This is a genomic window from Pseudomonas sp. Pseusp49, from assembly GCF_059491875.1.
Map to the genome: position 1 here is coordinate 1,140,818 of NZ_CP168514.1, position 23,010 is coordinate 1,163,827.

Below are 23,010 nucleotides of genomic sequence, written 5' to 3' on the forward strand. Positions count from 1 at the left end.
TATGGCACTTGTGATTTTGGATGGCGTTATTCAGGAGATTGGCGTTGGTTCATACGTCAATCATCAATGGGTGCTTTCGTTTGTAAAGGTGAACGGGACACGCGTCAAAGATGTTGTGTGTGACGACTTTATGAGGTCATTTCTCAAAGTCGGCAAAAAGGTGAAATTAGCTCTAGTGCGCCGTTGGTCGGGAGCCAACATTCTATATTCAGCTCAATTGGATGACGGTGAGGTCGTCAGCAGAGGTAAGGGACTTCCGATGGTCCAGGCCATGATGATCGGATTTGGTATTTCACTTCTTTTGAGCCCTATATTCATGGGCATTATACGGGCAACAGATTCTATTTTATTATCCTTGCTGATACTGGTAGGTGCGGGGATGACGATTTCCTATCTCGCCATGAAGGACCATTTCAAGGCTCGAAAAGTCTTTCATAAACCGATGCCCTGAGAAGGGCAAGAGCATCCTAAGCGTCTGATCAAGTCACTCAAGTCCTTTGCTCGTTAGAAAGAGTTTCTTGCAAAGCTCTGAGCGAAGTGGGGCGTAATTCCACGCCTGACCTGCTGTGCGTTAATCAGGCAAGCGACCGATGGAGCGATAGCTGTTGCCGGGTAAGCGGCAACAGCTCAGTTCCGTAGCTGTTGAGTTCCAGATGTACCAAGCCCCCTATGGACGACCTACGCCAGAGTCGCTCCAGGGAAAGTCGGTGCACGTTGAAGTTGCCATTCAATTTGTCGACGTGCTGTGGAAATAATGTCTGTAAACAATAGGCAGCTGACACCGGGTTCAAGTTCTCGGGAGGGGAAGCCATCAATCCGTCCTCCTATTACTAGAATTTTTATTGGCTTACCGGTATATCCGGAAAGCTCATTCCGATACCTAGTCGCTTGCTGGTAGTCCATATAGCTCAGAGAGTGGGAAGGACGCTTAAACTCGATCAGCAAGAACTCCCCAAGCAGGCTTTCATTCAGCAATAAGTCCGGACGAGTCGTGCCTTGTGCCCCAGAATACTTCTGATCCAGTAGCTCTTCGATCTGCCGTTTCAACGTGATATTAGAGCTGAAGATTGTGAACGCAGCGCCCAAAATCCAAAGGTTCACTTCTATAGCTTTGTGTACCGTCGACTCAAGACAGGCTTCATTTCGGACTAGGCGTTCCAAGTCGTCCAAGAACTGCAATCTGGCCTTGGCTTGATCGACTAGAACGGCCATGTCTGCAAGACCAAAACTCTCCAGTGCATCAGCAAGGTTCACGATATCACCGCGATTTGCTTCAGCGAGATGCTCGACTATAGAGCGGTATTCGGTACGCTCTACTGCCTCAAGAACGACAAATGCCAGAGCCTGTACCTTGTGGGCAGGTTCGTCGTAATACTTCTTCAAAACTTTTTTGATTGCTCGATCCGCGAACTCGCGCTTGTGCTGCGGAAGCTTTTCCAATCTGCCGGAGACTGCTTTTTGCAAGCGAGCGTGCGCCATCCGCATTTCCATGCCGTGCGTGGCGCGGAAAGCCTCAACCAAATTCTGTTGTACGAAGGCGACGATCTGTAAGTAGGCCTCACTGTTTTCGATTACCGAGTCCCAACCTGCTGTCACATAATCGATCAGGCCGTCAGCCTCGACCTCGCCATACAGCTTCTTTAACAGGCGAGAAGGAATCTCATCGTTATTCTCCAGGCCAAAAGAACCAGGCTTGCCGACCGCTTTTCCTTCCACCATCAGATTAATGCCGGGGCGTCTCAGGCCACTTTTCTTTTTGCTGATCGCAAAACGAAGAATCACATCTCCTGCATGGGGGAATGTACCCCGCACCTCAGTAAATTCGCCCTCAAGGTCATCAATGCCCAGCGGTTTGCCATTGATGATGATCTTGAAGTCCTTTTGCCGACCGTACTCCATGATCAGCTCTTGGCGCAGGCGATCAGCACTTGGGTAACGAAGCCCCTGGCGAAGATGCGTCAGTGTCACGCAGGTTCCGTGGTCTTCGGAACTGCACTCGCTAACCTCTAACGGCAACGTCAAGTGCTCAATATCGGACGCCGACTCTAGATCCTGAATGCCGAGCATGAACGAAATCTGTTGGGCACGAGCCTTTGTTGTGAGGCACATCACCGATGCGGACATGAGCCCGGCGAATTTTCCGATCCCTTTCTTACCTTTGATCGGGCGCCGCTTTTTTGATGTGCGTCCATCATTCCGCATCCGCCGATCAGACGCGATTTTCAAATAGTGAGACTCAAGCTCCTGACGCGTCATCCCGTTGCCATTGTCGTTCACAACAATAGCGCCATCAGTCAGTGGCTCAGGCAGTTCTATTACCACCTCTTCAGCATCTGCATCCCATGCGTTATCAACCAGCTCTTTAAGAGCCTTTTCTGTCGTTGAGTAGTCTTGGCTGAGCAACGTTGCCAGTCGGGAGTCAACCTGAAAATTTGCTTGCTGCATCTCGTATTCCATCACGGAAGGTCGTTGGCCCTCAGGCACGTCCAAGACATGCGCGAAAGGCCGTTTCAGCTCATTCTACACGGATGGCCTAATGATGGCTCAATGCGTGTGGGAGTGCGGGCCGTATCGAAATCCATCCTTCAACGTTCGACTTTAGACGTTGAACCGCGCCGCTGAATCGAGTCCGTCAATATCGCCTTCTTCAATTTTTAGATCTAGCATCTGGATAACGAGGTCAGCCATGTCGTCTTTAAAATTACGTTCCCCGTCATGGTTAAGAATTCGACCTATCGCTCCAGCGATCACATCTGACAATTGGATAAGAGCACTATTTTTTGATGAGGCCGTCTGTAACGAGGTCAGTCGCAGTTTATCCTCATACCGTTTTTTGAAGGTTTCCACTACACGGTCTCTTAGGTCAGAGATAACAAAGGAATCCAGCGATTGCTCTTCATCCACAGTTACTTCCATCTCTCTGGGTAGATCTATCCTTCCGCTTTCCAGCTCATGAGCAGCACCACGCGCAAGCATCAGCTCATGCAGCTTGAGAATTGTTTCTTCAATCGGACGATTGGTTTTCGCACGCTCGACTGCGATGTATTTAAATCCTAGATACTCACGATTTTCTACAATTACTCCAAGGTATGATTTCAGGGTTTCGTAATCGCTTTTACCAAATTTTGTAAAATGAACTTCTCTATTTTTCCAGACAGATTTAGCTTTCCATTCGCTTATGGCTTTGCTGGTGGCGAATACCGCTCTGCCATTGAGAACCCAAGCAGATGCGACAATTACGAATTTGTGCGTTTTCCCTGTTTCATCTGAAAATATATGCACCTTCTTGACAGGGGGGGAGTCATCAATGACTGCACCTTCCATTTTCTCTTCATTTCTTCTGCGGCTTTTTTTGATTTCACTGTCTGCTAAAAATAGCTCGTACTCGTTTTGTATTTTAGCGCGGGCACGAACTATGTAATGAAGCCGTTCCAGCTTGAATAGATCTTTCGGTTGAATCCCGCTTTCTTTGTATAGGTCTGGTTGGAATATTTCCCAGTATTTCAATGAAAGCGAAATGTCGCTATTTCGAGTGTGAGGATAAAGGTTTAGTACGTATGCAACTCTAGGCTTCAAGGAAGAAAAGTCAGCGGCAGCTACCGAAGATAAAAGCTCTTTTTTCTCCTTCTCAATTTTTTCGTCCTTGGTTAAAACCTTCTTCTCCGATTTTTTCTCGCCGTCATCAGGTGGCAGCGGAACAGCATCTTCAATGGGGTAAACCGTGCTCATTACACATTCCTTGTTTTCAAGCTGTACGGGGTTTCGTTCAGTGCTCACAGGCGCAGCCTTCCTTGATAGTAGCCCATGGCTTGCATTACGTAAGGTGAGCTTTTCAGTAGCCCGTAGCTAACGGCTACCGGTAGGATGGTCCGATATAGAGCGTTGCAGGGTAAGGAAGAGGCATGAAGATTTGGGCGTGTGCGAAGGGTGCTAACGGCTTCATCAACCGGGAGGATGGTCGGTACAAGCTGTTTTTCATTTGGCAAGTCCTCAAGATGCGTCGCCTGAACCCTGCCGAATTTAGCGCGCTTACCTTCTTCAGTACCCATTCCCGCGTAGAGAAGCGCCGTGAGATGGTCGCCGTCAAGAATGGATATTTTCGCTACAAGAGCGTCGATGTTCAGGCTACTCGATCTGGTGATAGCGACGGAGAATCCCTCCCACACGCCTATCTGATAGCCATCCTCTCACAGCTTCAAACGATCAATTTCAAGATTGGTGATGACGTCGTCCCATTCACGTTCACACGCCTTGTTGCGGAGGAAGCCCGGCTGCGATTCGGGAACGGCAATGTCTACGTTCCTGACCTATATGGCGAGTTCACCTCTGATAACCCTTTCTATCAGAAGTGGGGCGGGAAGCTGGCGATTGAGGTCTGCTACTCCAATCCGTGCAGCATGCAAAAGATCGTAGATTTCCGTGACCACGGAATCCCCATTATTGAAATCAAGATTGCCAAAAGCATTAATATTGTGACCTATATTGATAAAAATGACATTGAGGGAAGTATCGAGCGGGGCTATCGGAAAATTAGCGATATCGCTTCAAACCAGTTGTTTTGCAGAGTCCTCTCTGATCCAGTGAGTATTGAGTTTCATCAGGACCATGTTAGGCAAGCTGAAAAGGATCGGTTGGAGCTGGCAGAGAAAACCAGGCAGGACATGCTGGCAATTGTCAGGAAGTACCGTGAGGCGGAGTCTCTTGCTGCTGATGTTTCCAAGCAGCGAGACAGTATTTCTGAAGCGAAAGATTTGCTGGCAAAGGACAAGGCGGCTTTGGTGGTTTCAAATGATGGTCTGACGCAAACCGTGGAACAACTGAATATCGAGCTGGGAAAATATAAGACGGCGTATACGAGTAGCGGCAATGAGATCAAAAGCTTGAAGGGCGAATTAGAGAATGCCAAGGCGGGGTTTTGGATGAAGGTCTGGCGGGCTATCAGCTCTGAGAAGGCGTAATTGAAAGCACCTAACAAGGAGCTTGTTTGATTTTGCAGGTTAGGTTTTTATCAGCGCCTCTTTTTCTAATTGAACATATGGCAGGTGGTATTGTAGCTGCCACTACTACTGCCAAAAAATTTGTTAACCACTATAAGAAAATTACGCATTTATAGGTGTGTGGCTAGTCCTCAACAAAAAACGTCCTAGTGGCTTACCTCGCCGACCCAGTGGGCCTGGAGGCTTGACAATGAAGTCAGCCTCGGAAATAACTGAGGGGGCGTAGAGTGGCTACTAGACGTCCTTTTTAAGAATCAATACGCAATAAAAAAGTGCCGCTTTCATTATGTGATTGATGCCATGAACCTCCCTGAATAGTAGGAGTGACTTTCTCATAAAATCCATGAAGGAAATTTCGTAGTACTTGTCTCTGCTCATACCTTCTTTTCCAGGATAATAGGTTATTAGTTGTGTTGATTCCTTGTATTCATACTTGTAGTGGGCAATGCCGTTTCTTAGTTTGTTGTCAATAGCGTTCATGTCAATTCGATAGAAGCATTCATCTATGAAAGCCAGCTTGTTTCCAAGATCAACATTTGCGAAAGAATTTAGGTTTTCAAGCTCAGGTCTTACCTTCTGAGCTTTCGTCAGTTTCAGAGACGGTTCAAAAAGATTACTGTCTCCTCGCTTAATTAGGTTGTTCAGTCCTGCCAGAAAGTTAAGTTGTCGCGAGAAAACCTCTGCCAAGTCTTTGTAATAGTTGCTGCAAATATCGAAATCCGCTGTAGATATACGAGCGGGAATTCTACCAAGTTCTTCATTGTTGGCATAATCGTAGAAGAATGCTGAGCGAAACGGCAAATCCATTGCAATCAATTTTGGGTACAAAGATAAGCAGTCGTTATGTAGGTTTTTGAGAAAGCCGTTGCCTAATATCTCGTCAATAAATGCAATAGTCTTTTCGTTGTGGTGCTTGTGCAGCCACATCATCAGATCGGATGCTTTCGAGCTTATTTCAGAATTGTGCTCATGGATTGTAAATGGAGAAGACATCACGGATGTGGCTGTATACAGCGCAGCTAACACGTCCTCTTTTTTACGCGACGTTAGACTGACTCCGGGTATCTTTGAGCATGTCTTTTGGAAATTATCTATGTCCCCGCGCTTGTACTGGGTAATCACACTTCTCAAGTCGTTCTGCATCGGATAAAGAATGTTCAGCATGTTTAGGCGTTGATTCAAGTGCTGATATGAATCGTGGCCAATTTCTCCTGTAACTCGGAGAAAAGTTGTCATGCCCATTACATATTTTCCGAAGTACGCTGGAAAGTCCAAGTGCAAGTCAACGAACGGGTTGGTTCCATTGAAAGGGCCTTCAAAATCTACCACGTCTGTGGCCCCAAACAATTCACCATCGGACTGGCCAAAAACAAATGAAATGCGCTCTTCACATTGTGGGCACGCGAATTGGAATGGCTGAATGTCTCTGTTTGACATGCCAATTCTGCAATCGATTTTTGTACCGCATGTGTTGCATTGAAAACATTTGCAGATATTCATGACTATCCTTATTCATTTGGTATCAGCACCTAGGCTCAAACACGGAAAAGCAATGTGCGATTTGGTGGCGGTGGGGCCTTGGCTACGCATGAGATTACCTCATTCTGGCCGATTTCTGCCTAGTACACGCGATTAGCTGGGGAATTGCACTCCATTTGACCACCCATTTGCATTACCGCTGAACAGTCAATTGCATTCGTACTGACCGACCGTTTTCATTCGACATGACCAGAACACGCCGTAGTGACGACCGGCAGAGAACGGCCAGGAGCAGACATTCGAACCGCTGACCAATACACTGCCGCGAAAATCGTACTCAAAACTTTTAGTGCAAATGTCCACGCGGGAAGAGGGGTTTCAAATGAGTCTTGACCTGTACCTGGAAGCTGATAATGCGCTCACAGCCCCGATACTGGGAAAAGCCTTAAACAATGCTGGCGCCTGGGAAATCAACGCAGTGGGCGGGGGTTTGGAAGCTGCCTTTATCTCGGGACTAACACTGAGTACCGATGGCGTAACCGCTGACTCTATGATTTACGCTGAGGATATGAAGGGTGTCGACTTCAGTGTCGCTATGCGTTGTACCATCAGAATCAAAGGCCCTGAGCCGGACGGGCAGTCTGCTATGGAAGATCTGGACAAAATAGCCCAATCCATCGCTCAGGCGTGCTCGTCCCTCTTCCTGATAAGCTTCCAGTTTGAAGAAACATTGTACTGGCGGGATGCAACGGGGCTGCATCGTCCTTGATGCCAGAGCCTCCAAAAAACATTGACGAATCACCCTGACCGCACCCTGTCTACTATTGGGCATTTGCTGCCCATCTCGACGAAATTGGCTATTAATTGCTTTTCGCGAAAGGCCGCTTGGGGTTGTTCTCGCGACGGGCAGAAAACGGCCAGGAGCAGTCGTTCAGTATTGTGATATCATATTGATGCCTAAGGGGTCTCCGCGTGAGTCCAACCGCCCCAAAGCAACCAAAAGCGTCGGCGCTGTCACTTTACAAAATGTATTCTGAGGTGGGGAGTGCCTAACTAGTCACTCAACTAGTTCGTTTCGCTCTTTGGGCTTTGAAGTTACGATTTGCCACCGGTAAGTTTGATTATTGGTTATGAAAATATCTGAAAGTAGTCTTGCAGCAGAATTTAAAAGTTTTTTGAAGGCGGAAGGGTTGATTTATGGGTCTTCCCATTTTCTAGGGGATAATAGTGACCTAGCAGATATAGAATTACATCTGGTGCGAGACAGGTGGCCTGAAGATTTTCCTGAATGTTTAATAATTGAGGCCAAGAGTCACCACTCAACAGACGCTCCGAACACGATCAACAAAATTTTTGGTCAACTTCTAAAAGAAACAGGGAAATCTCGATCAGAGCGATCCAAGCGAAATCATGCATTGGCGGTTCTCTTTCCCTCGGAGCCTGGGGAGTGGGTTGGTACTAATAAGAAAACTGTCAGGGTGCCTGAAGGGGCGACATACTATCGTCAGGGCTTTTCGAGAGTTTTTTATGATACATATGTTGCGTTTGGAATATTGGTAAACGTTAAGTACGTATTGGTGTTCTCTCAAACTGCTGGTGAATTAACGATTTACGATTGGGCCAATTTTCCGCGTGGAGCAGAGCCAATACTGAGAAAAAATAGAGCCGATTTATTTTGTGAAGAATAAACCTCCTCCAATTTTCGTCCCGTTTTTTTGTCCTCGCACAAAACCGATGAGGTTCAGGCACCAGGCAACGGCCAGTAGATCGGCAGAGAGGCACGTCGCTTACGCACAGGAGGAGAGACCGGTGTTGCTACTGACATCGAATTGACCCGATTATCGAAATTTCGCGAACCCGAACTTCTGCTTTGTAAAGCATTATCAGTGCTGACTTTGAGTTGATTGATGCTGGGTAAGTGCTACGCTGGTATCAGGGTCAATTCGGAGTCAGCGATAACAAGGTATAGACGCCGCGCGGGCGCTTTGAAAGCTTCCAGCGCATGGCTGAAAATATTCTCTGCGATGGGCACCTAAAAATAAATTAATCTAGACTTCTAATCAACCGAGCACTAATTCTATAAAAAATAGATCTAATCTAAAGGGCGCCAAAAATGATGGTAAACGACAAGGCGTATCAAGAACACAAAGTTTTCGATGAGCTTGAACGATATATCGAATTTTACCAACAATTGGCCGACTCCGTTTTTCTCCGCACAACACCTGGCACAACAGCCCTCTGCAATATTGACAGCTACGTCTACAGCTCGATTCGAGGCACACTAAAATCAATTAAAGCCATTCTGATGGTCGGATGCATCAACGATGGGTATGCATTGCTCAGAAAATATTACGACTCGGCGATAATCAATGCCTACTCAAACTGGCATCTGAAAGAAAATTTTAGTATAGAGAACCTCATAGTCGAAAAGATAAATAACTGGCTCCACGGAAAAGAGAAACTTCCTGAGTACAGAGTTATGTCCAGACTCTTGAGGTCCTCAGGCACGCTTAAATCAATAAATGACGCGCTAGCCTTGGACGATAGATACAAGCATCTTCGAAATAGATGTAATGACCATACGCACTACAACTTTTACCGGCATGTAATTTTAAATGATGGCGATGTCTATATAAAAGACCGCGATTGGTGGCTGGACAAATTTCTAGAAGACCTGAAAGATATATTCACCCTTCACCTAGGCTATGTCTTCTATATCAACGATCATTACATGATGTCTAGCGACTATATAGATTTACTTGAGTGTGGCATGCAGCCAGAGGAGTATTCCCAATACTGGGTTGCTCCATTCATCCAGAGCGTTTTCGATGAAGTCATAACACCAAGGCGACCCGACATAACTCAAACCATAAAATCAAACTCTGCGATGCTACTTACGTAAAATACCTCTCCGTAAAGGTTTTACGATGTCGCGTGATTCTGTTGCAGGTACTTGATTACCTTCGACATGACATGCGACAAATGTGGCATTGAGATTGAGGGATGGTAATCCGATAGCTGTCAGGACTGACCGTTACTAGCCGCTCTCTGCCGGTCATGCCCACGAATCCGTGCTGGTCAATCCAATGCAAATGCCTGTTCAGGTCGAATGCAAATGGGCGGTCAAGTCCATGCAATTAAGCAGTTAGCCGAATAGCTGAATAACCCGACTGCACACTCTGGGTTTCAGCGGTTGGAGCAGGTGTTTGAATTGTGGGCAATGACATTTTTCACAGCCGAGCGGGGCTCGGGAGTCAGTGACATTCCTGGGGCACTGAGTAACGGGTGTCTGGTGAGGTTGATCTGAAAGCTGGCCGAGGGGTTTTTCCGTGTGCCCTGCGCGTTTGAGCGTACTAGCTTGCCGCGAAGCTTAGTACCATTCGTTAGTATGTGTACTAAGTTTTTTATGTTGCGCTGTAGCCGTGAGCCGGGGGTGTTGCGGTTGTTAGTATGGTTAGTGATCTGGAGAGCAATTCCGGGCGGATGCCTTCGACCAGATAACGGATATTACCGAGGATCGGGTAGTTGCGGCGCACCGCATGGGGGCTTTGCAGCAGATCGAACAGGCCGATCAGGCTGAGGACGCCGGTGACGGCGGTGATCGGCCAGAGCCAGTCATAGTCAAGAAAGGGCAGGCTGGCGAGGGTGAAGATCACGCAGACGGCAAAGAAGGCGTAGCGGCTCAGGAGTGACAGGCTCATACGGTTTCCTTGAGTTTTAAGGATCGCAGCCTTCGGTAGCTCCTACAGGGGAATGCGATCCATGTAGGAGCTGCCGAAGGCTGCGATCTTTTCAGGCATTTTGTGCCTGGAGAAAAATCGAAAACAGCTCGGACTGGGATTTGATCCCCAGCTTGCTGTACATGTGTTTCTTGTGGACTTTCACGGTTTCGACGGAGATTTCCAGCTTACGGGCGATTTCTTTACTGGAGCAACCGCTGAGCATCAAACGCCCGACATCCAGCTCCCGTGCCGTCAACTGCGCGCCTTTGAGCTGCTGCACCGAAGCCTCCAGTTGCACCCGCCAGTCGGCTTGCGGCGGTGCGGGAGCGAGGGCCACCACTTCGTTGATTTCATAGGGTAGACGCTGGCGCAACAGGCCGAGCACCCATGGCTGGATCAACGACAACAGAGCGATCTGCTGGCTGCTGAAGCGCTGTGTGCTGCCCAGGGACAGGCACAGCGTGCGGTCGCCTTCGAGCTGACAATTGAACTGGATTTCGTCGGCCACCACATTCAGACGAAAGTAGCGCTGGTAATACTCGGTCAGCTCGAAGTGCTCCGGGGCCACTTCCGACAGTCGATACAGCCCGGTGCGCGACTGCTCGCGGCAGGCGATGTAGAAGGGGTCGAGCAGGTACAGGCCACGCAGGTAATCCTGGAACAACTGGTCGGGGCTGCCGTCCTCGCCGGGGCATTCGGCGAACACCTGCGGGCGCTGATCGGCGCTGAAAAGCAGGGCCACCCAGCTGTCGAAGGGCACGTACTGATCCAGCAAACGGACAAGCTGGGTCCAGAAATTGGGCTTGTCCAGGGCGTCGATCAGTTGCCCCACCGAGCGGTGCCAGGCGATGTCGTCCAACGAGAGTGTCATGCAACTACCCCTATCGTGTTACCCCAGCGGCGTGATTCCCCGCCCGGTTGCTTGCTGCGCATACTGGCGCACAGACACCGACCGGGCAATCTTTCTGCCGCCCGGTCCATAACAAGGAATACCCATGAAGGTCGAACTCGCCCAATTGGCAGGCCGTGACAACGACACGGCCTACAACCTCGAACGCACCCTGGCGGCCATCGCCGCATGCGCAGCCGACACGCAGCTGATCCTGTTCCCCGAAGGTCATTTGATGGGCTTCCCTTCGGCGGAGTCCGTGGCCGATGTCGCCGAATCGCTGGACGGTCCGTCCGTCAGCGCGGTAATCGACGCCGCCCGTGAGCGCAATATCGCCGTGGCCATCGGCATGGCCGAAAGAGACAACGGTCGCTTCTACAACACCACGCTGCTGATCACCCCTGAAGGCATCGCGCTGAAGTACCGCAAGACCCACCTGTGGGCCTCGGATCGCGGTGTGTACGAGGCGGGTGATCGCTACGCCACCTGCCTGTGGAACGGCGTGCGCGTGGGCCTGCTGATTTGCTACGACATCGAATTCCCCGAAAGCGCCCGCGCCCTGGCGCAACTGGGCGCTGAGTTGTTGATCGTCACCAACGGCAACATGGACCCCTACGGCCCGACCCACCGCACCGCCATCATGGCCCGCGCCCAGGAAAACCAGGCGTTTGCGCTGATGGTCAACCGGGTGGAAGAGGGGGATGGCGGTTTGTTGTTTGCCGGCGGCAGTGCGCTGGTCGATCCGCTGGGCACGCTGCTGTTCGAGGCCGGGCGCGAGGAAGGGCAGTTTGCCGTTGAACTGGACCTGAAGCGGTTGACGGCGGCGCGTCAGGATTATCGGTACCTGGACGATCAGCGGCTGAAGTTGCCGGGGGAGGTGGTTGAGCATGCTTGCGGATTGCGCGAGCTGCTGATTCCCAGGGGCTGAGGATCAAGAGATCGCAGCCTTCGGCAGCTCCTACAGGGGAATGCGATCCATGTAGGAGCTGCCGCAGGCTGCGATCTTTTAACAACCGCGAAAAACCCGGCTCTGCCATAAATCCAATAAAATTCGGAGTAGTCGCTCATGGCTCGTTTGCAACGCACCCTGTCTCTGGGGTCGGTGGTGCTGTTTGGCATCGCCTACATGACGCCGATCATTGTGCTCGGCACCTTTGGCATCCTCGCTCAATCCACCGCCGGCATGGTACCGGCCGCGTACCTCGCGGCGCTGGTGGCGATGTTCTTCACCGCCATGAGCTACGGCCGCATGGCCTCAGCCTTCCCGGTGGCCGGCTCGGCCTACAGCTATGTGCGCAAGGCCATCAGCCCGAAACTCGGGTTCATCGCCGGGTGGGCCGTGCTGCTCGATTATCTGTTTTTGCCGATGGCGATCTGGCTGATCGGCGCGGCCTACCTCAACTCCGCGTTCCCGGCGGTGCCGCAGTGGATATGGGTACTGGCATTCATCGGCATCACCAGTGCGATCAATATCGTCGGCCTGAAACTGGCCAACGGCATCAACGCCCTGCTGATGCTGGTGCAGTTCCTGGTGCTGATCGCCTTCGTCGCGCTGTGCGTGCATTACGTCGGTGGTGATGCGAGCACGCCGTTGTGGTCGATCAAGCCCTTCTTCAATGGCGACATGCAGATGCCGTTGATCATGAGCGGTGCGGCCATCGCCTGTTACTCGTTCCTCGGCTTCGACGCCGTCAGTACCCTGACTGAAGAAACCCGCGATCCACGCCGTACCATCCCTCGGGCAATCATGTTGATCACTCTGATCGGCGGGCTGATTTTCGTCGGCGTGTCGTACTTCGTGCAGATCGCTCATCCGTCGTTCCAGTTCGAGAGTGTCGACTCGGCGGCCTACGAAATTGCCCGCAACATCGGCGGTGACCTGTTCGTCTCGATCTTCCTGATCGGCCTGATCGTCGGCCAATTTGCTTCGGGCCTGTCGGCCCAGGCCAGCGGTTCGCGGTTGCTGTACGCCATGGGCCGCGACGGCGTGCTGCCGAAGTCGTTTTTCGGCACCCTGCACGAACGCTTCGGCACGCCGATCAACAGCATCCTGCTGTGCGCAGTGGTGGCGTTGCTGGCACTGAAACTGGACGTCACCACCTCGACCTCGTTCATCAACTTCGGTGCGTTCCTGGCGTTCAGCCTTGTCAACCTGTCGGTGATCTTCCATTACTGGATCGGTGGCGACAAAAAAGGCCTGCGCGAATTCGTGCTGTTCCTGCTGTTCCCGTTCATCGGTCTGGCAGCGGATTTGTGGTTGATGGTCAGCCTCGATCACCTGGCGGTGTATCTGGGGTTGAGCTGGCTGGCGATTGGCGTGGTGTACCTGGCGGTCTTGACCGGCGGTTTCCGTCGGCAGCCACCGGAGATGGATTTCCAGGAAGCCACGTAACACCCCCGTGTAGGAGCTGCCGCAGGCTGCGATCTTTGATTTTAACGATCAAGATCAAAAGATCGCAGCCTGCGGCAGCTCCTACACGAGGCTTTTGATCTCAGCTGGCGGACATGTGATGCTTGGCGTTTTTGAGTCAAAGGCCTTCTGTTTATGTCGACGTTTTCCACGCCAGCCTCCCGGACCATCCGCATCGCCGCCGCCCTGTTGATCGGCCCTGACGGCCGCACGCTGCTGGTGCGCAAGCGCGGTACCACGGCGTTCATGCAGCCGGGCGGCAAGATCGAGCCTCACGAGCTGCCGGTTCATGCGCTGGCCCGGGAGCTGGAAGAAGAGCTGGGTCTGGACATCGACCCGGCGCAGGCCGTTTACCTCGGTCACTTTTCGGCACCGGCGGCCAACGAACCGGGTTTTGTCGTGCACGCCGAGCTCTTTCAACTGAACATTGATTCGGATGTCACTCCGGCGGCGGAGATCGAAGAGGTGATCTGGATCGACCCGGCCACCGAGGGCGGTGTCGTTCTGGCGCCATTGACACGGGACCTGATCCTGCCGTTTTATCGAGCATCGCTGACCGCGATCGCCTGATCATCACGCAAAGGACCTCGCCCATGATCCCGCTTCAAGACCTGCTGATTTTTGCCGCTGCCGCGTTGCTGATGGTACTGACGCCGGGGCCGAACATGATCTACCTGATCTCCCGTTCGATCTGCCAGGGGCGCAAGGCCGGGGTGATCTCCTTGCTCGGCGTGGTCGCGGGTTTTTTCGTGCACCTGTTTGCTGCGGCCGCCGGTTTGACCGCGGTGTTCCTGGCAGTGCCGATGGCCTATGAGGTGTTGAAGTGGGCCGGTGCGCTGTACCTGTTGTGGCTGGCCTGGCAGGCGGTCAAACCCGGTGCGCGTTCGCCGTTCGAGGCGCAGCAGTTGCCCCCGGATTCGTCGCGCAAGCTGATCACCATGGGCTTTTTGACCAGTGCCCTGAACCCGAAAATCGCGGTGTTCTATCTGTCGGTGTTTCCGCAGTTCATTACGCCGGAACATGGCTCGGTGTTCAGCCAGAGCATCATCCTCGGCCTGACCCAGATCAGCGTCAGTTTCTGCGTCAACCTGCTGATCGCCATGTTTGCCGCGGGTATCGCCTCGTGGTTCGTCAACAATCCCACCTGGCTGGCGATGCAGCGCTATTTCATGGGCTTCGTGTTGTCGGCACTGGCGCTGCGGCTGATGCTTGAGCAAAAACGGATGGCCTGAGCATGTGGATCGAGCGACTGGATGCCAGCCATGCCCTGGACTATCGGGCACTGATGCTCGAAGCCTACGACCTGCACCCGCAGGCCTTCACCTCGAGTGTGCGCGAGCGGGCGGCGATGCCGCTGGGCTGGTGGGAGTCGCGCCTGACGAGCAAGCTGGACGTGGTGCTCGGGGCGTTCGAGGACGGCCGGTTGGCCGGCATTGTCGGCCTCGCGTTCGAGCCTCGGGAAAAGGCCCGGCACAAGGTGACGCTGTTTGGCATGTACGTGACCGCCGGGGTCCGTCAGCGTGGGCTCGGTTATGAACTGGTTCAGGCGGCACTGGCCGAGGCGCAGCACCATGGAGGTTTGCGCCTGATCCAGTTGACCGTCACCGCCGGCAACGATGCCGCGTTCAACCTCTACCGGCGCTGCGGTTTCGTCCAGTTCGGCCTGGAACCGATGGCCGTGCGGGTGGGGGAGGATTACTTCGACAAGATCCACATGTGGCGCGAGCTCTGAAGCCACCGCAGATCCCCGGTGGGAGCGGGCTTTTGTGGCGAGGGGGCTTGCCCCCGTTCGGCTGCGAAGCAGTCGCGAAACCTACAAGCGCAGTGACCCTGAAGGAATGCAAAGGGAGCGCTTCGCACTCCAACGGGGGCAAGCCCCCTCGCCACAAAGACTGCATCGTCTGATGGTTTCAGCGTACGGCACTCACACCATCCAATGTAGAAAACGACGTGTCCTTGGCCGTCAGCAAGAAATCGCGCATGTACGGTGCATCGAGCATATCGGCGCGGATCGCCGCATACAGCGTGGCGAACAAACCTTTCTCACCCAGCCGCTTGCCTTTCACATAACCCCGCGAGCTGTATTCGTGCAGCGCCCAATGGGGCATGCCGCACACGCCACGACCGCTGGCCACCAGCTGCATCATCATTACCGTCAGTTCCGAGGTGCGGACCTGGGCCGGTTCGATGTCGGCGGGTTCGAGGAAGCGGGTGAAGATGTCCAGCCGGTCCCGTTCCACCGGGTAGGTGATCAGGGTTTCCGGGAGCAAGTCTTCGGGGACGATATAGGCCTTGCCGGCCAGGCGGTGCTGGTTGGCCACCGCCAGCATCGCTTCATAGGTGAACAGCGGTACATAGGTGATCCCGGCCAGATCCAGCGGATCGGAGGTCACCACCAGGTCCAGGTCGCCACGGGCCAGGGCCGGCAGCGGAGCGAAGGAAAAACCCGAGGCCAGGTCCAGCTCGACTTCCGGCCAGGCATCGCGGAACTGGTCGATGGTCGGCATCAGCCACTGGAAGCAACTGTGGCATTCGATGGCCATGTGCAGACGACCGGCGGTGCCCCCGGCCAGGCGGCTGATGTCGCGTTCGGCTGCGCGCAGCAATGGCAAGGTGGCGTCGGCCAATTGCAGCAGGCGCAAACCGGCACTGGTGAAGCGCACCGGTTTGGTCTTGCGCACGAACAACGGCATGCCCATGCGCTCTTCCAGCTCCTTGAACTGGTGAGACAGGGCCGACTGGGTCAGGTGCAGGCGATCGGCCGCATCCACCAGGCTGTCGGCTTCGCGCAAGGCGTGCAGGGTCTTGAGGTGACGGATTTCAAGCACCGGAGGCTCCATGAGTAAAACTTGTAGATAAACCGAAAAGGTTGAGTTTGTCTCATGTTGATGTCGCTGTCCACGACGGGGCACATTGCGTGCCCCGTCGTTGTCGTTTTACAGCGTGGAAAAGTGTTTGTTGCCCAGCGGCTTGCCGATGTCGCCGCGCCAGATCGCGTCGACCGTACCGCCACTGGCGGCCACTGCCTGCTGCCATTTCAGGCCGAGGTTGCGTTGTTCCGGCAGTTTCAGATGGCCTTTGACGAAGTCACCGAATGCCGGCTGGGCCGAGGTGTAGTGGAAGTGGGCGTACCACAGGGTTTGCGCCGGTTCGCTGCGCAGGTCGCGTACCTCGTACTCCTGCAGGAAATCCCGTCGTCCGTCGGCGCGTTTGCCCAGGTCGCGCAAGCCACCTTCCTTGCGGATATCCACCCTCTGTTGTTCAACCAAATAGTCCAGATAGCCTTCGGTCGGGGTTTTGCTGCTCATGCTTTGATTGATGCGCAGGGTGCGCCCCGTGCGCAACATCTCATCCGCCCGATTGCGCAGTTGCAGCGCTACGGCATCGGTGGGGGACAAGCGTTCGATCGCCCGGGCACGCATGGTCAACTCTGTGGCCTCGCTGCCCATCATGTGCTCAAGGTCGACCGGTAGAGTGTCTTGCCGTGCATAGCCTTCGACTTTGCGGGTGTAGGCATTTGCCGCCTCCAGCCTGTTCCTCGCTTCTGCCAGTAGCGGCCCTATATCGGTCGACAGTTCCGGCTGTACGGAAGCCGTTGGCTCGTTGAGGCGATATTTGCCGCTTGAGCGCGGCAGCCAGGTTTCCGTATGGCCATCGACCCCTTCGATGGTGATGCGCTTTTGTCGGGTGACGGCGTCGGTGCTGGCGATACCGATCAGCAATTGGTTGTCCTCGGTCTCGAACAGTTGCTGTCCGGGCCGGCCTTCTTTGGGCACCACCGAAGGTCGCGTCTTGCTGGCTTGGCGTGCAAAGTCTTCAACCTTGTCCAGGTTGTCCAGAAACGCGGTGACCTGTTCCAGGTCCAGATGCTGCGGATAGCCGAGGGTCCAGGCGCCCAGCTGACGCCGGAACTCGGTATAGGTGGCCAGGCAGTCTTTGAGGACTTTGCTGCGCTGAGGGACGCTGGCGCTCACCTGGGGTAGCTGATGTTGCGTCAGCAGCGCGCGGCCGACCTTGTTGCGGGCCGCTTTCAACTGCATTTGGAAGTACGTCCAGGACAGGTCGGTCACCGCGTCATAACGGGTGACGATTTCCAGGGTGTGCGCCGTTTTCAGGTAGTAGTGATTGGCGTCGCTGAATTTCTCATTCACGGTCGCCATTTCCTGCGTCATCTTCGATTTTTGCGCCCGGTTAGTGATACGGCGGTTCCAGCGATTGGCTTCCTCGACCGTCGTATGGAGCTGATCGAAGTCTTTGAGAAAGTCTTTGCGGATCTCCTTGCGTTGCGCCATGAGCTGCAAGTGCGCGGCGGTATCGGTGATCGCTGTGGCATCTGACCGGGCGATCAACTGATCGATACGGTTCAGATGTTCCACTAGCCGTTCCTTGGCCAGGCCGATCCGCCGCACCGAACGGTTGACGATGATCCAGGCGCAGCGGCTTTGGATGTCTTCGATCTGCACGCGTTTGCGGCCATGGCTATACAGCATCAGCTCATCGAGGTTCAGGTATTGGGCCTGGGCAAGGTCGATATCGTTCGCGCAGGCGACATCGACACGGGGGCGAAGGGCCGGGCGCTGCTGGAGTTCGAGGCCGAAGTAGTGCTCAAGCAGCGTGTTGCTGCTGCGGGTCTGGGTATCGAGCCGTAGCGAGTAGGCGTCGGCGGTATGGGTCAGGGTCAATTGCCGGCGCAAGGCGCGGTCCGTCCACCAGCGCGGCAGCCAGCGGCGAATGGCGGCCGGCCAGAGTGGGTCAAGCCCGTCGGCCATGTGCCCGAGCACCGCGCCACCGCCCACGCCGCCTTCGATCGCGGTGCCGTACACCGCGTAGTGGGTGTTCCAGTGGCCTGACTCATCGAGGGCGACTGGCTGTTTGTAGGTCCGGCTGCTGGTGCCGCTCAAACGCCAGCGGGGTGGTTCGCCTTCCAGCTCGATGCGATAGATTCGTCCCTGGCTGAGCATGAAGTCGCCGTCGGCGTGGCGATACACGTTGCGAAAAATGCCTTCGCTGCCCGGTTGCAGGCCCGCGAGGGAAATCGGTTTTTCATATTCATAACCCTTGAAACGCTCCAGCGACCGCCGTGCCTGGCGTTGTGTCGATACTTGCAGGGCCCGCGGACTTTTGCCCAGCGCCCGCCACTGACGACTGCGCGTGGCGACGCGGGCAGTAGCAGGGGTGGCAGTGGTGCCGGGGAGAATGTCCATGGCCGCGTCGATCAGTGACAACAGCACCGCCTCCACCTCGGCCAGGCCATGGCCGACATCGCCGCGCAGGAAGGCCGCCACCGCCAGGTTGGCGCTGCTCCAGGCGTCGTACAGGGCGATGCTCGTACCGACGAAGGGCAGCATGCCCACGGCCATTTTCAGGTAGTTGAACATTGCGCCGGACTCCAAGGCGACCTGCTCCAGGTACAACGCATCATTGGAGCGCGACGTCGCCCGATGGGCTTCCAGCAAACGGCCCATGTGCACATTCAGCAGATGCGCTGCCAGGGAAGTGCTGGCTGGCCAGGGCGTACCGACGCCGATCAGCCCGTCGAAGTTTTTCAAGCGTGCCTGGTTGATCCGGCTGACGTGGTGGGCGACATCACCCGTCAAGGCCCGGCCGGCCAGGTAGTTGACCATCGGGCTGCGCAGGCAATCGTTGAACAGGCGCATGCGTGCCTGTTCAAGGCTGCCGAATTGGCGCAGATAAACGCCGTCGGGGCTGTCGGGCAGATACAGCAGGGTCAGGCCGCTGACGTGCTCCACGATAAAGGTGACGCCGGACAAGGTGCTCGGTCCCTCGGCGTGGGTGTCCTTGCCGCCCACGGTCAGGTGCGCGGGCAGCAACTCGATGCGCTTGCCGTCGCTGGCAAAGGCTTCACGGCTGTTGGCGTCGATGGCGATTTCCAGCACTTGCCGGCCGTTGGCATCGATGTCCTTTGCCAGCTCGGCGAATTCGCCTTGCAGGCGAAGCATCAGGCGCCACGGCTCACTCAGGCATTCGCGCCGATATTCATTAGCGAACGTCGATGCCGTCGAGGTGCCGAGGAACGTCTCGCGGATCAGCCTTTCATATTGCCCGGCCAGATCCAGCTCGGTGACCAGCTTGCGCAGCCAGGACGTCGTGATGGCGCTGTTCAGCTTCTGCTGTTGTGCGGCGTCGGCACCGCTGACCTCGACCTGCATGAATGACAGTCGCCACCACATTTCCTGATCTATGTTGCCCAGCGCCAGCTCACCCAGGGACAGCTTGCTGCGCTGCTCGCTGGCGACCAGCACATTTTGCTGAGGGGTACCCGGAGCGGCGCCTTCAGTCACCACTTTCTGCCACAACGTGGAATCGGGAACGTCGAGCCGCACCTCCAGCTTTTGAGTGAGGTCGAATTCCTCGCGCAGGCGGGCGTCGACAGCCTTGATAGCTAAGGCTTCCCGGGGCGGCAGTTCACGTTCGAGCCACGCGTGGGAGCGCTGCATCGCGGCGATCCAGGATTTGAACAGCGTCTTGAGCCGGTCACGCTGCACGGCGGGCAGTTCGCGATGCCACGACGGCAATTGAGCGGCCAGCGCACTGCTCTGGTTTTGCTCGGCGATGCGTGCGTACACCCAGTCCCGGGCGGCGGATGGGGGGACGGTCAGGCAGGCGAGGGTCTGCTCGCGCAGTTTTTCCAGTTCGGCCGCACGCTGGCTGGTACGAAGCGGAACTGGATTGGCTGCGATGATCCGGGCCGCTTGTTGTTCACAGCTGTGGAGCTGGATTTGCAAGGCGTATTTAAACGGCGAGCCGCTCAGCGGCAAAATGTGCAGTGCCAGGGCAGGGTCGTTGACCGGGCGTTTGAACAGCGATTGTTCCAGTAGCTGTCGAGAGGCAAACCGTTGCAGTCCACCGAAGCGTCCGGGCCAGTAGAGCAACAGGCTGTCGCTCGAATGGTCCAGCAGCGCCGAGGGTTTGGCAAACAGCAGAACGCCGTCCAGTTCCTCGGTTTGCGTGCGGCGGGTGTCGCCTTCGGTGTCGGTTGCCGACAGTTCCAGCCGCGCGACCACCAGGTCGGCCGCGCGGGGCTGGTCGGGGGCATCCAGCACACTGGTGAGCCATTGATGCTCTTCACTGTCGATCTGATTCAGGCTCAATTGCAGTTCGGCTTCGGCGCGCAAACCGTCCTGGCGTGCCTGGAGCAGGTCGGCATAATGCGTCCCCGGTTGGTGGCGCAGTTCCAGCCATTTGAGGCCTTCGGCGCTGTCCAGCAGCGCCGTCGCGGCGGCGTTGCTGGCCTGCTCGGCAGCGTTGAGGCTCTCGAGTTGCTGGTGCAGGCGTTGCAGGCGTGGATCCTTGGCATCACCCGCAAAGTCATCGCCGAGCAGACGCTCCAGGGCTGTGCGTTGTTGTGCCAGCGCGCGGTGCCGCACACCCAAGGGAATATCGGGACTGAGCTGGCCGAACAGGGACGCGTTGTCGTCTGTCTCCACCCGTGGCAGATCGGGTGGCGCGGCCAGCACGGCAGCATTGCCGGGCCGGTCCGCGGGGGCGATGGACAAGCTGGACAACAGGGCTTCGGCGCCAGTGTGCAGCACAGCCTTGTCGAGGACGGTGTAACCGACGCTCCCCTTGTCCATCGACAGTCGGGGCTGGTCGAACCGCTGTGGTTGATGCTCGGTCAACCAGCGCTCCAGTTCAATCCGGCTTTGAAAGGTCATCCAGACGGATGAGTGCGAAGGCAGGTACAACAGCTGAGCGACCGGTTGATCGGTATCCCGGGTGATGACCAGCGCGCCCGACAGTGGGGCAGACAGACCGTTGTCATCGTTGAGATTCAGCTGTTCGACGTACACGGGGTGCTGGTCAGGCATTGGTGTTTGCGCTGGCGGGTCGATGAGCGCCAGTAAGGTTTTGATCTGCCCGGCATCGAGGATGCCTTGGGCAAACGCCCATTGGCTCGACACCTCGAAATGCTGGCGATACAAGCGGATGGCTTGTTCCCGACGCGAGCGATCGGTGCCGAGCGCACGGGCGCTCCACCAGGCGGTGTCGAGCCGGGTTTGCGAGCTTTGCGCCATGAGGCTGAGCCACTGCTCGCAGCATTCTTCCCAGCGTGCCGAGGCGCTCAGGCTCAGGCCCTGGTCCGGGTTGGCGGGCAATGGGTAGATGAGGCCGAAATCGGCCGTAAGGGGGGTGGTTTCGTCAACCATGACGATGAGTCTCCAGAAGGCCGGGCCGTGCCGGCGGTGCGGGCATTAGGCGGCAGTCGACAGGAGGAGGGGCGGTACATAGTTATCGCCAAACCGGGTGTGACGCCGGATGACCGCCCGGCGCTCTTCATCAAACTGTCATGGAACTGTGGCAGCGCGCTTGAACAAACTTCATCAGACTCGCGCTCTACTGGGGTTCTGCGTTTTGGTGTTTTTCCATGGGTGCTGCATTTTTTTCACGAATCATGTTTCTGGCCGCATTGTTGTTCGGCCTGCCGTCCCTGGCGGCCTCGCGTTGTGACGTCAATGTTCCGACCGAGCGGGTGGATCTGGCCCAGGTAAGCCTGGCGTACCAGAGCATCGGTCGTGCGTCGGATCCGGCCTTGCTGCTGGTGATGGGCCTGGGCGGGCAGTTGATCCACTGGCCGGACGAGGTGGTGGTCGCCCTGTGTCAGCAGGGGTTCCGGGTGATCCGCTATGACAATCGCGATGTCGGTCTGTCGACCTGGCGGCAAGCCCCATCCGAAGCCAACCTGACGTTCGAAGTGCTGCGCTACAAGCTCGGATTGCCGGTGTCGTCGCCGTACTCACTGACCGACATGGCCGACGATGGCTTGGGCTTGATGGATGCCTTGCACATTGATCAGTTCCACGTGTTGGGCGCGAGCATGGGCGGGATGATCGCCCAGCACATGGCGGCCATGGCCCCGCAGCGGGTCGAGAGCCTGACCCTGATCATGACCAGCTCCGGGGCCGAAGGCTTGCCGGCGCCGAGTGCGGCGCTGGTGCAATTGCTGGCGCGACGTGGCGCACCGAACCGCGAGGTGGCCCTGGAGCAACAGGCCGACTTGCTGGCGGCGCTGGGCAGCCCGATGGTCACCGATGATCGTCAGGTGCTGCTGCATCAGGCGGCGCAGTCCTATGACCGGGCGTTCAATCCCGAGGGGGTAAAACGCCAGATCATGGCCATTCTGGCCGAGCCGAGCCGGGTCGCGCTGCTCAACCGGTTGCGGGTGCCGGCGCTGGTGGTGCATGGCACGGCCGACCCCTTGCTGCCGGTGATGCACGGGGTGCACCTGGCGGCGCATCTGCGGGGCAGTCAGTTGGTCTTGATTCCGGGCCTGGCCCATCGTTTCCAGGAGGCGTTCAAGGCGCCGTTGCTGGCGGCGGTGTTGCCGTACTTGCGCGAGCACCGTGAAGACACTTCGCACTGGGCGCAGATCGAGCCTGTGGCCGATCACAATCTCCTCTAACCCTCGCCCCCCCTGTAGGAGCTGCCGAAGGCTGCGATCTTTTGATTTTCAAGATCAAAAGATCGCAGCCTTCGGCAGCTCCTACAGGGGGG

Annotated in this window: 17 protein-coding genes and 1 pseudogene; 11 read left to right on the forward strand and 7 right to left on the reverse strand. The window is 55.6% G+C overall.

The annotated features are described in order from the left end of the window. Position 1 precedes the first annotated feature (1 nt). Positions 2–451 carry a hypothetical protein gene (locus ACEN83_RS04920; protein ID WP_495579657.1) on the forward strand — a complete coding sequence of 150 codons (450 nt, stop codon included), beginning with the start codon at positions 2–4 and terminating at the stop codon, positions 449–451. A 227-nt stretch (positions 452–678) separates the two neighbouring features. Here ACEN83_RS04920 and ACEN83_RS04925 read toward each other — a convergent pair whose 3' ends face one another. Both ACEN83_RS04925 and ACEN83_RS04930 read right to left on the reverse strand, forming a co-directional pair. Further along, complete coding sequence (locus ACEN83_RS04925; RefSeq protein WP_495579658.1) at positions 679–2,457, reverse strand: ATP-binding protein; 1,779 nt, start codon at positions 2,455–2,457, stop codon at positions 679–681. A gap of 141 nt (positions 2,458–2,598) precedes the next feature. Next, entirely contained in the window at positions 2,599–3,729 is a 1,131-nt protein-coding gene (locus ACEN83_RS04930; protein WP_495579659.1) for a DUF3800 domain-containing protein, read from the reverse strand. 173 nt (positions 3,730–3,902) lie between these two features. On the opposite strand from ACEN83_RS04930, the gene ACEN83_RS04935 reads away from it, so the two are divergent. Next, the gene (locus ACEN83_RS04935) at positions 3,903–4,958 is read left to right on the forward strand and encodes a hypothetical protein (RefSeq protein WP_495579660.1); all 1,056 of its coding nucleotides are present in this window, start codon (positions 3,903–3,905) and stop codon (positions 4,956–4,958) included. Between the two features lie 273 nt (positions 4,959–5,231). Here the strand turns inward: ACEN83_RS04935 and ACEN83_RS04940 are convergent, their stop codons facing one another. Beyond that, positions 5,232–6,497, reverse strand: a complete 1,266-nt coding sequence (locus ACEN83_RS04940) for a hypothetical protein (RefSeq protein ID WP_495579661.1) — start codon at positions 6,495–6,497, stop codon at positions 5,232–5,234. Positions 6,498–6,858: 361 nt separating this feature from the next. On the opposite strand from ACEN83_RS04940, the gene ACEN83_RS04945 reads away from it, so the two are divergent. From ACEN83_RS04945 to ACEN83_RS04955, 3 genes are all read left to right on the forward strand, one after another. Beyond that, positions 6,859–7,245, forward strand: coding sequence for a hypothetical protein (locus tag ACEN83_RS04945; protein ID WP_495579662.1), 387 nt, complete (start codon positions 6,859–6,861; stop codon positions 7,243–7,245). Positions 7,246–7,606: 361 nt separating this feature from the next. After that, a complete protein-coding gene (locus tag ACEN83_RS04950; protein WP_495579663.1) occupies positions 7,607–8,164 on the forward strand; it encodes a hypothetical protein in 558 nt (185 codons plus the stop codon). A gap of 425 nt (positions 8,165–8,589) precedes the next feature. Beyond that, a complete protein-coding gene (locus tag ACEN83_RS04955) occupies positions 8,590–9,378 on the forward strand; it encodes a hypothetical protein (protein ID WP_495579664.1) in 789 nt (262 codons plus the stop codon). A 568-nt stretch (positions 9,379–9,946) separates the two neighbouring features. On the opposite strand, the pseudogene ACEN83_RS04960 reads toward ACEN83_RS04955, so the two are convergent. Continuing rightward, positions 9,947–10,177 (reverse strand): annotated as a pseudogene (locus ACEN83_RS04960) (FMN-binding glutamate synthase family protein); the annotation flags it as partial. A 91-nt stretch (positions 10,178–10,268) separates the two neighbouring features. Continuing rightward, positions 10,269–11,069 (reverse strand): helix-turn-helix transcriptional regulator, encoded by an 801-nt coding sequence (locus ACEN83_RS04965; RefSeq protein ID WP_495579665.1) that lies wholly within the window; start codon positions 11,067–11,069, stop codon positions 10,269–10,271. Positions 11,070–11,193: 124 nt separating this feature from the next. Here ACEN83_RS04965 and ACEN83_RS04970 point away from each other — a divergent pair, with 124 nt between their 5' ends. The 5 genes from ACEN83_RS04970 (at position 11,194) to ACEN83_RS04990 (ending at position 15,229) form a co-directional block, all read left to right on the forward strand. Beyond that, positions 11,194–12,015 carry a carbon-nitrogen hydrolase family protein gene (locus ACEN83_RS04970; protein WP_495579666.1) on the forward strand — a complete coding sequence of 274 codons (822 nt, stop codon included), beginning with the start codon at positions 11,194–11,196 and terminating at the stop codon, positions 12,013–12,015. A gap of 138 nt (positions 12,016–12,153) precedes the next feature. Beyond that, positions 12,154–13,479: an APC family permease gene (locus tag ACEN83_RS04975; RefSeq protein WP_102699066.1), complete on the forward strand. Its 1,326-nt coding sequence runs from the start codon at positions 12,154–12,156 to the stop codon at positions 13,477–13,479. Positions 13,480–13,632: 153 nt separating this feature from the next. Beyond that, positions 13,633–14,067 carry an NUDIX hydrolase gene (locus ACEN83_RS04980; RefSeq protein ID WP_495579667.1) on the forward strand — a complete coding sequence of 145 codons (435 nt, stop codon included), beginning with the start codon at positions 13,633–13,635 and terminating at the stop codon, positions 14,065–14,067. A gap of 23 nt (positions 14,068–14,090) precedes the next feature. Then, entirely contained in the window at positions 14,091–14,729 is a 639-nt protein-coding gene (locus tag ACEN83_RS04985) for a LysE family translocator (RefSeq protein WP_103394356.1), read from the forward strand. A gap of 2 nt (positions 14,730–14,731) precedes the next feature. Then, positions 14,732–15,229 carry a GNAT family N-acetyltransferase gene (locus ACEN83_RS04990; protein ID WP_495579668.1) on the forward strand — a complete coding sequence of 166 codons (498 nt, stop codon included), beginning with the start codon at positions 14,732–14,734 and terminating at the stop codon, positions 15,227–15,229. 178 nt (positions 15,230–15,407) lie between these two features. Here the strand turns inward: ACEN83_RS04990 and metR are convergent, their stop codons facing one another. Beyond that, positions 15,408–16,325, reverse strand: coding sequence for a transcriptional regulator MetR (gene metR, locus ACEN83_RS04995; protein WP_008000240.1), 918 nt, complete (start codon positions 16,323–16,325; stop codon positions 15,408–15,410). 108 nt (positions 16,326–16,433) lie between these two features. Next, positions 16,434–21,665, reverse strand: coding sequence for a dermonecrotic toxin domain-containing protein (locus ACEN83_RS05000; protein ID WP_495579669.1), 5,232 nt, complete (start codon positions 21,663–21,665; stop codon positions 16,434–16,436). A 218-nt stretch (positions 21,666–21,883) separates the two neighbouring features. Between ACEN83_RS05000 and ACEN83_RS05005 the strand changes: the two genes are divergently transcribed. Next, positions 21,884–22,918, forward strand: a complete 1,035-nt coding sequence (locus ACEN83_RS05005) for an alpha/beta fold hydrolase (RefSeq protein ID WP_495579670.1) — start codon at positions 21,884–21,886, stop codon at positions 22,916–22,918. Positions 22,919–23,010: the final 92 nt, after the last annotated feature.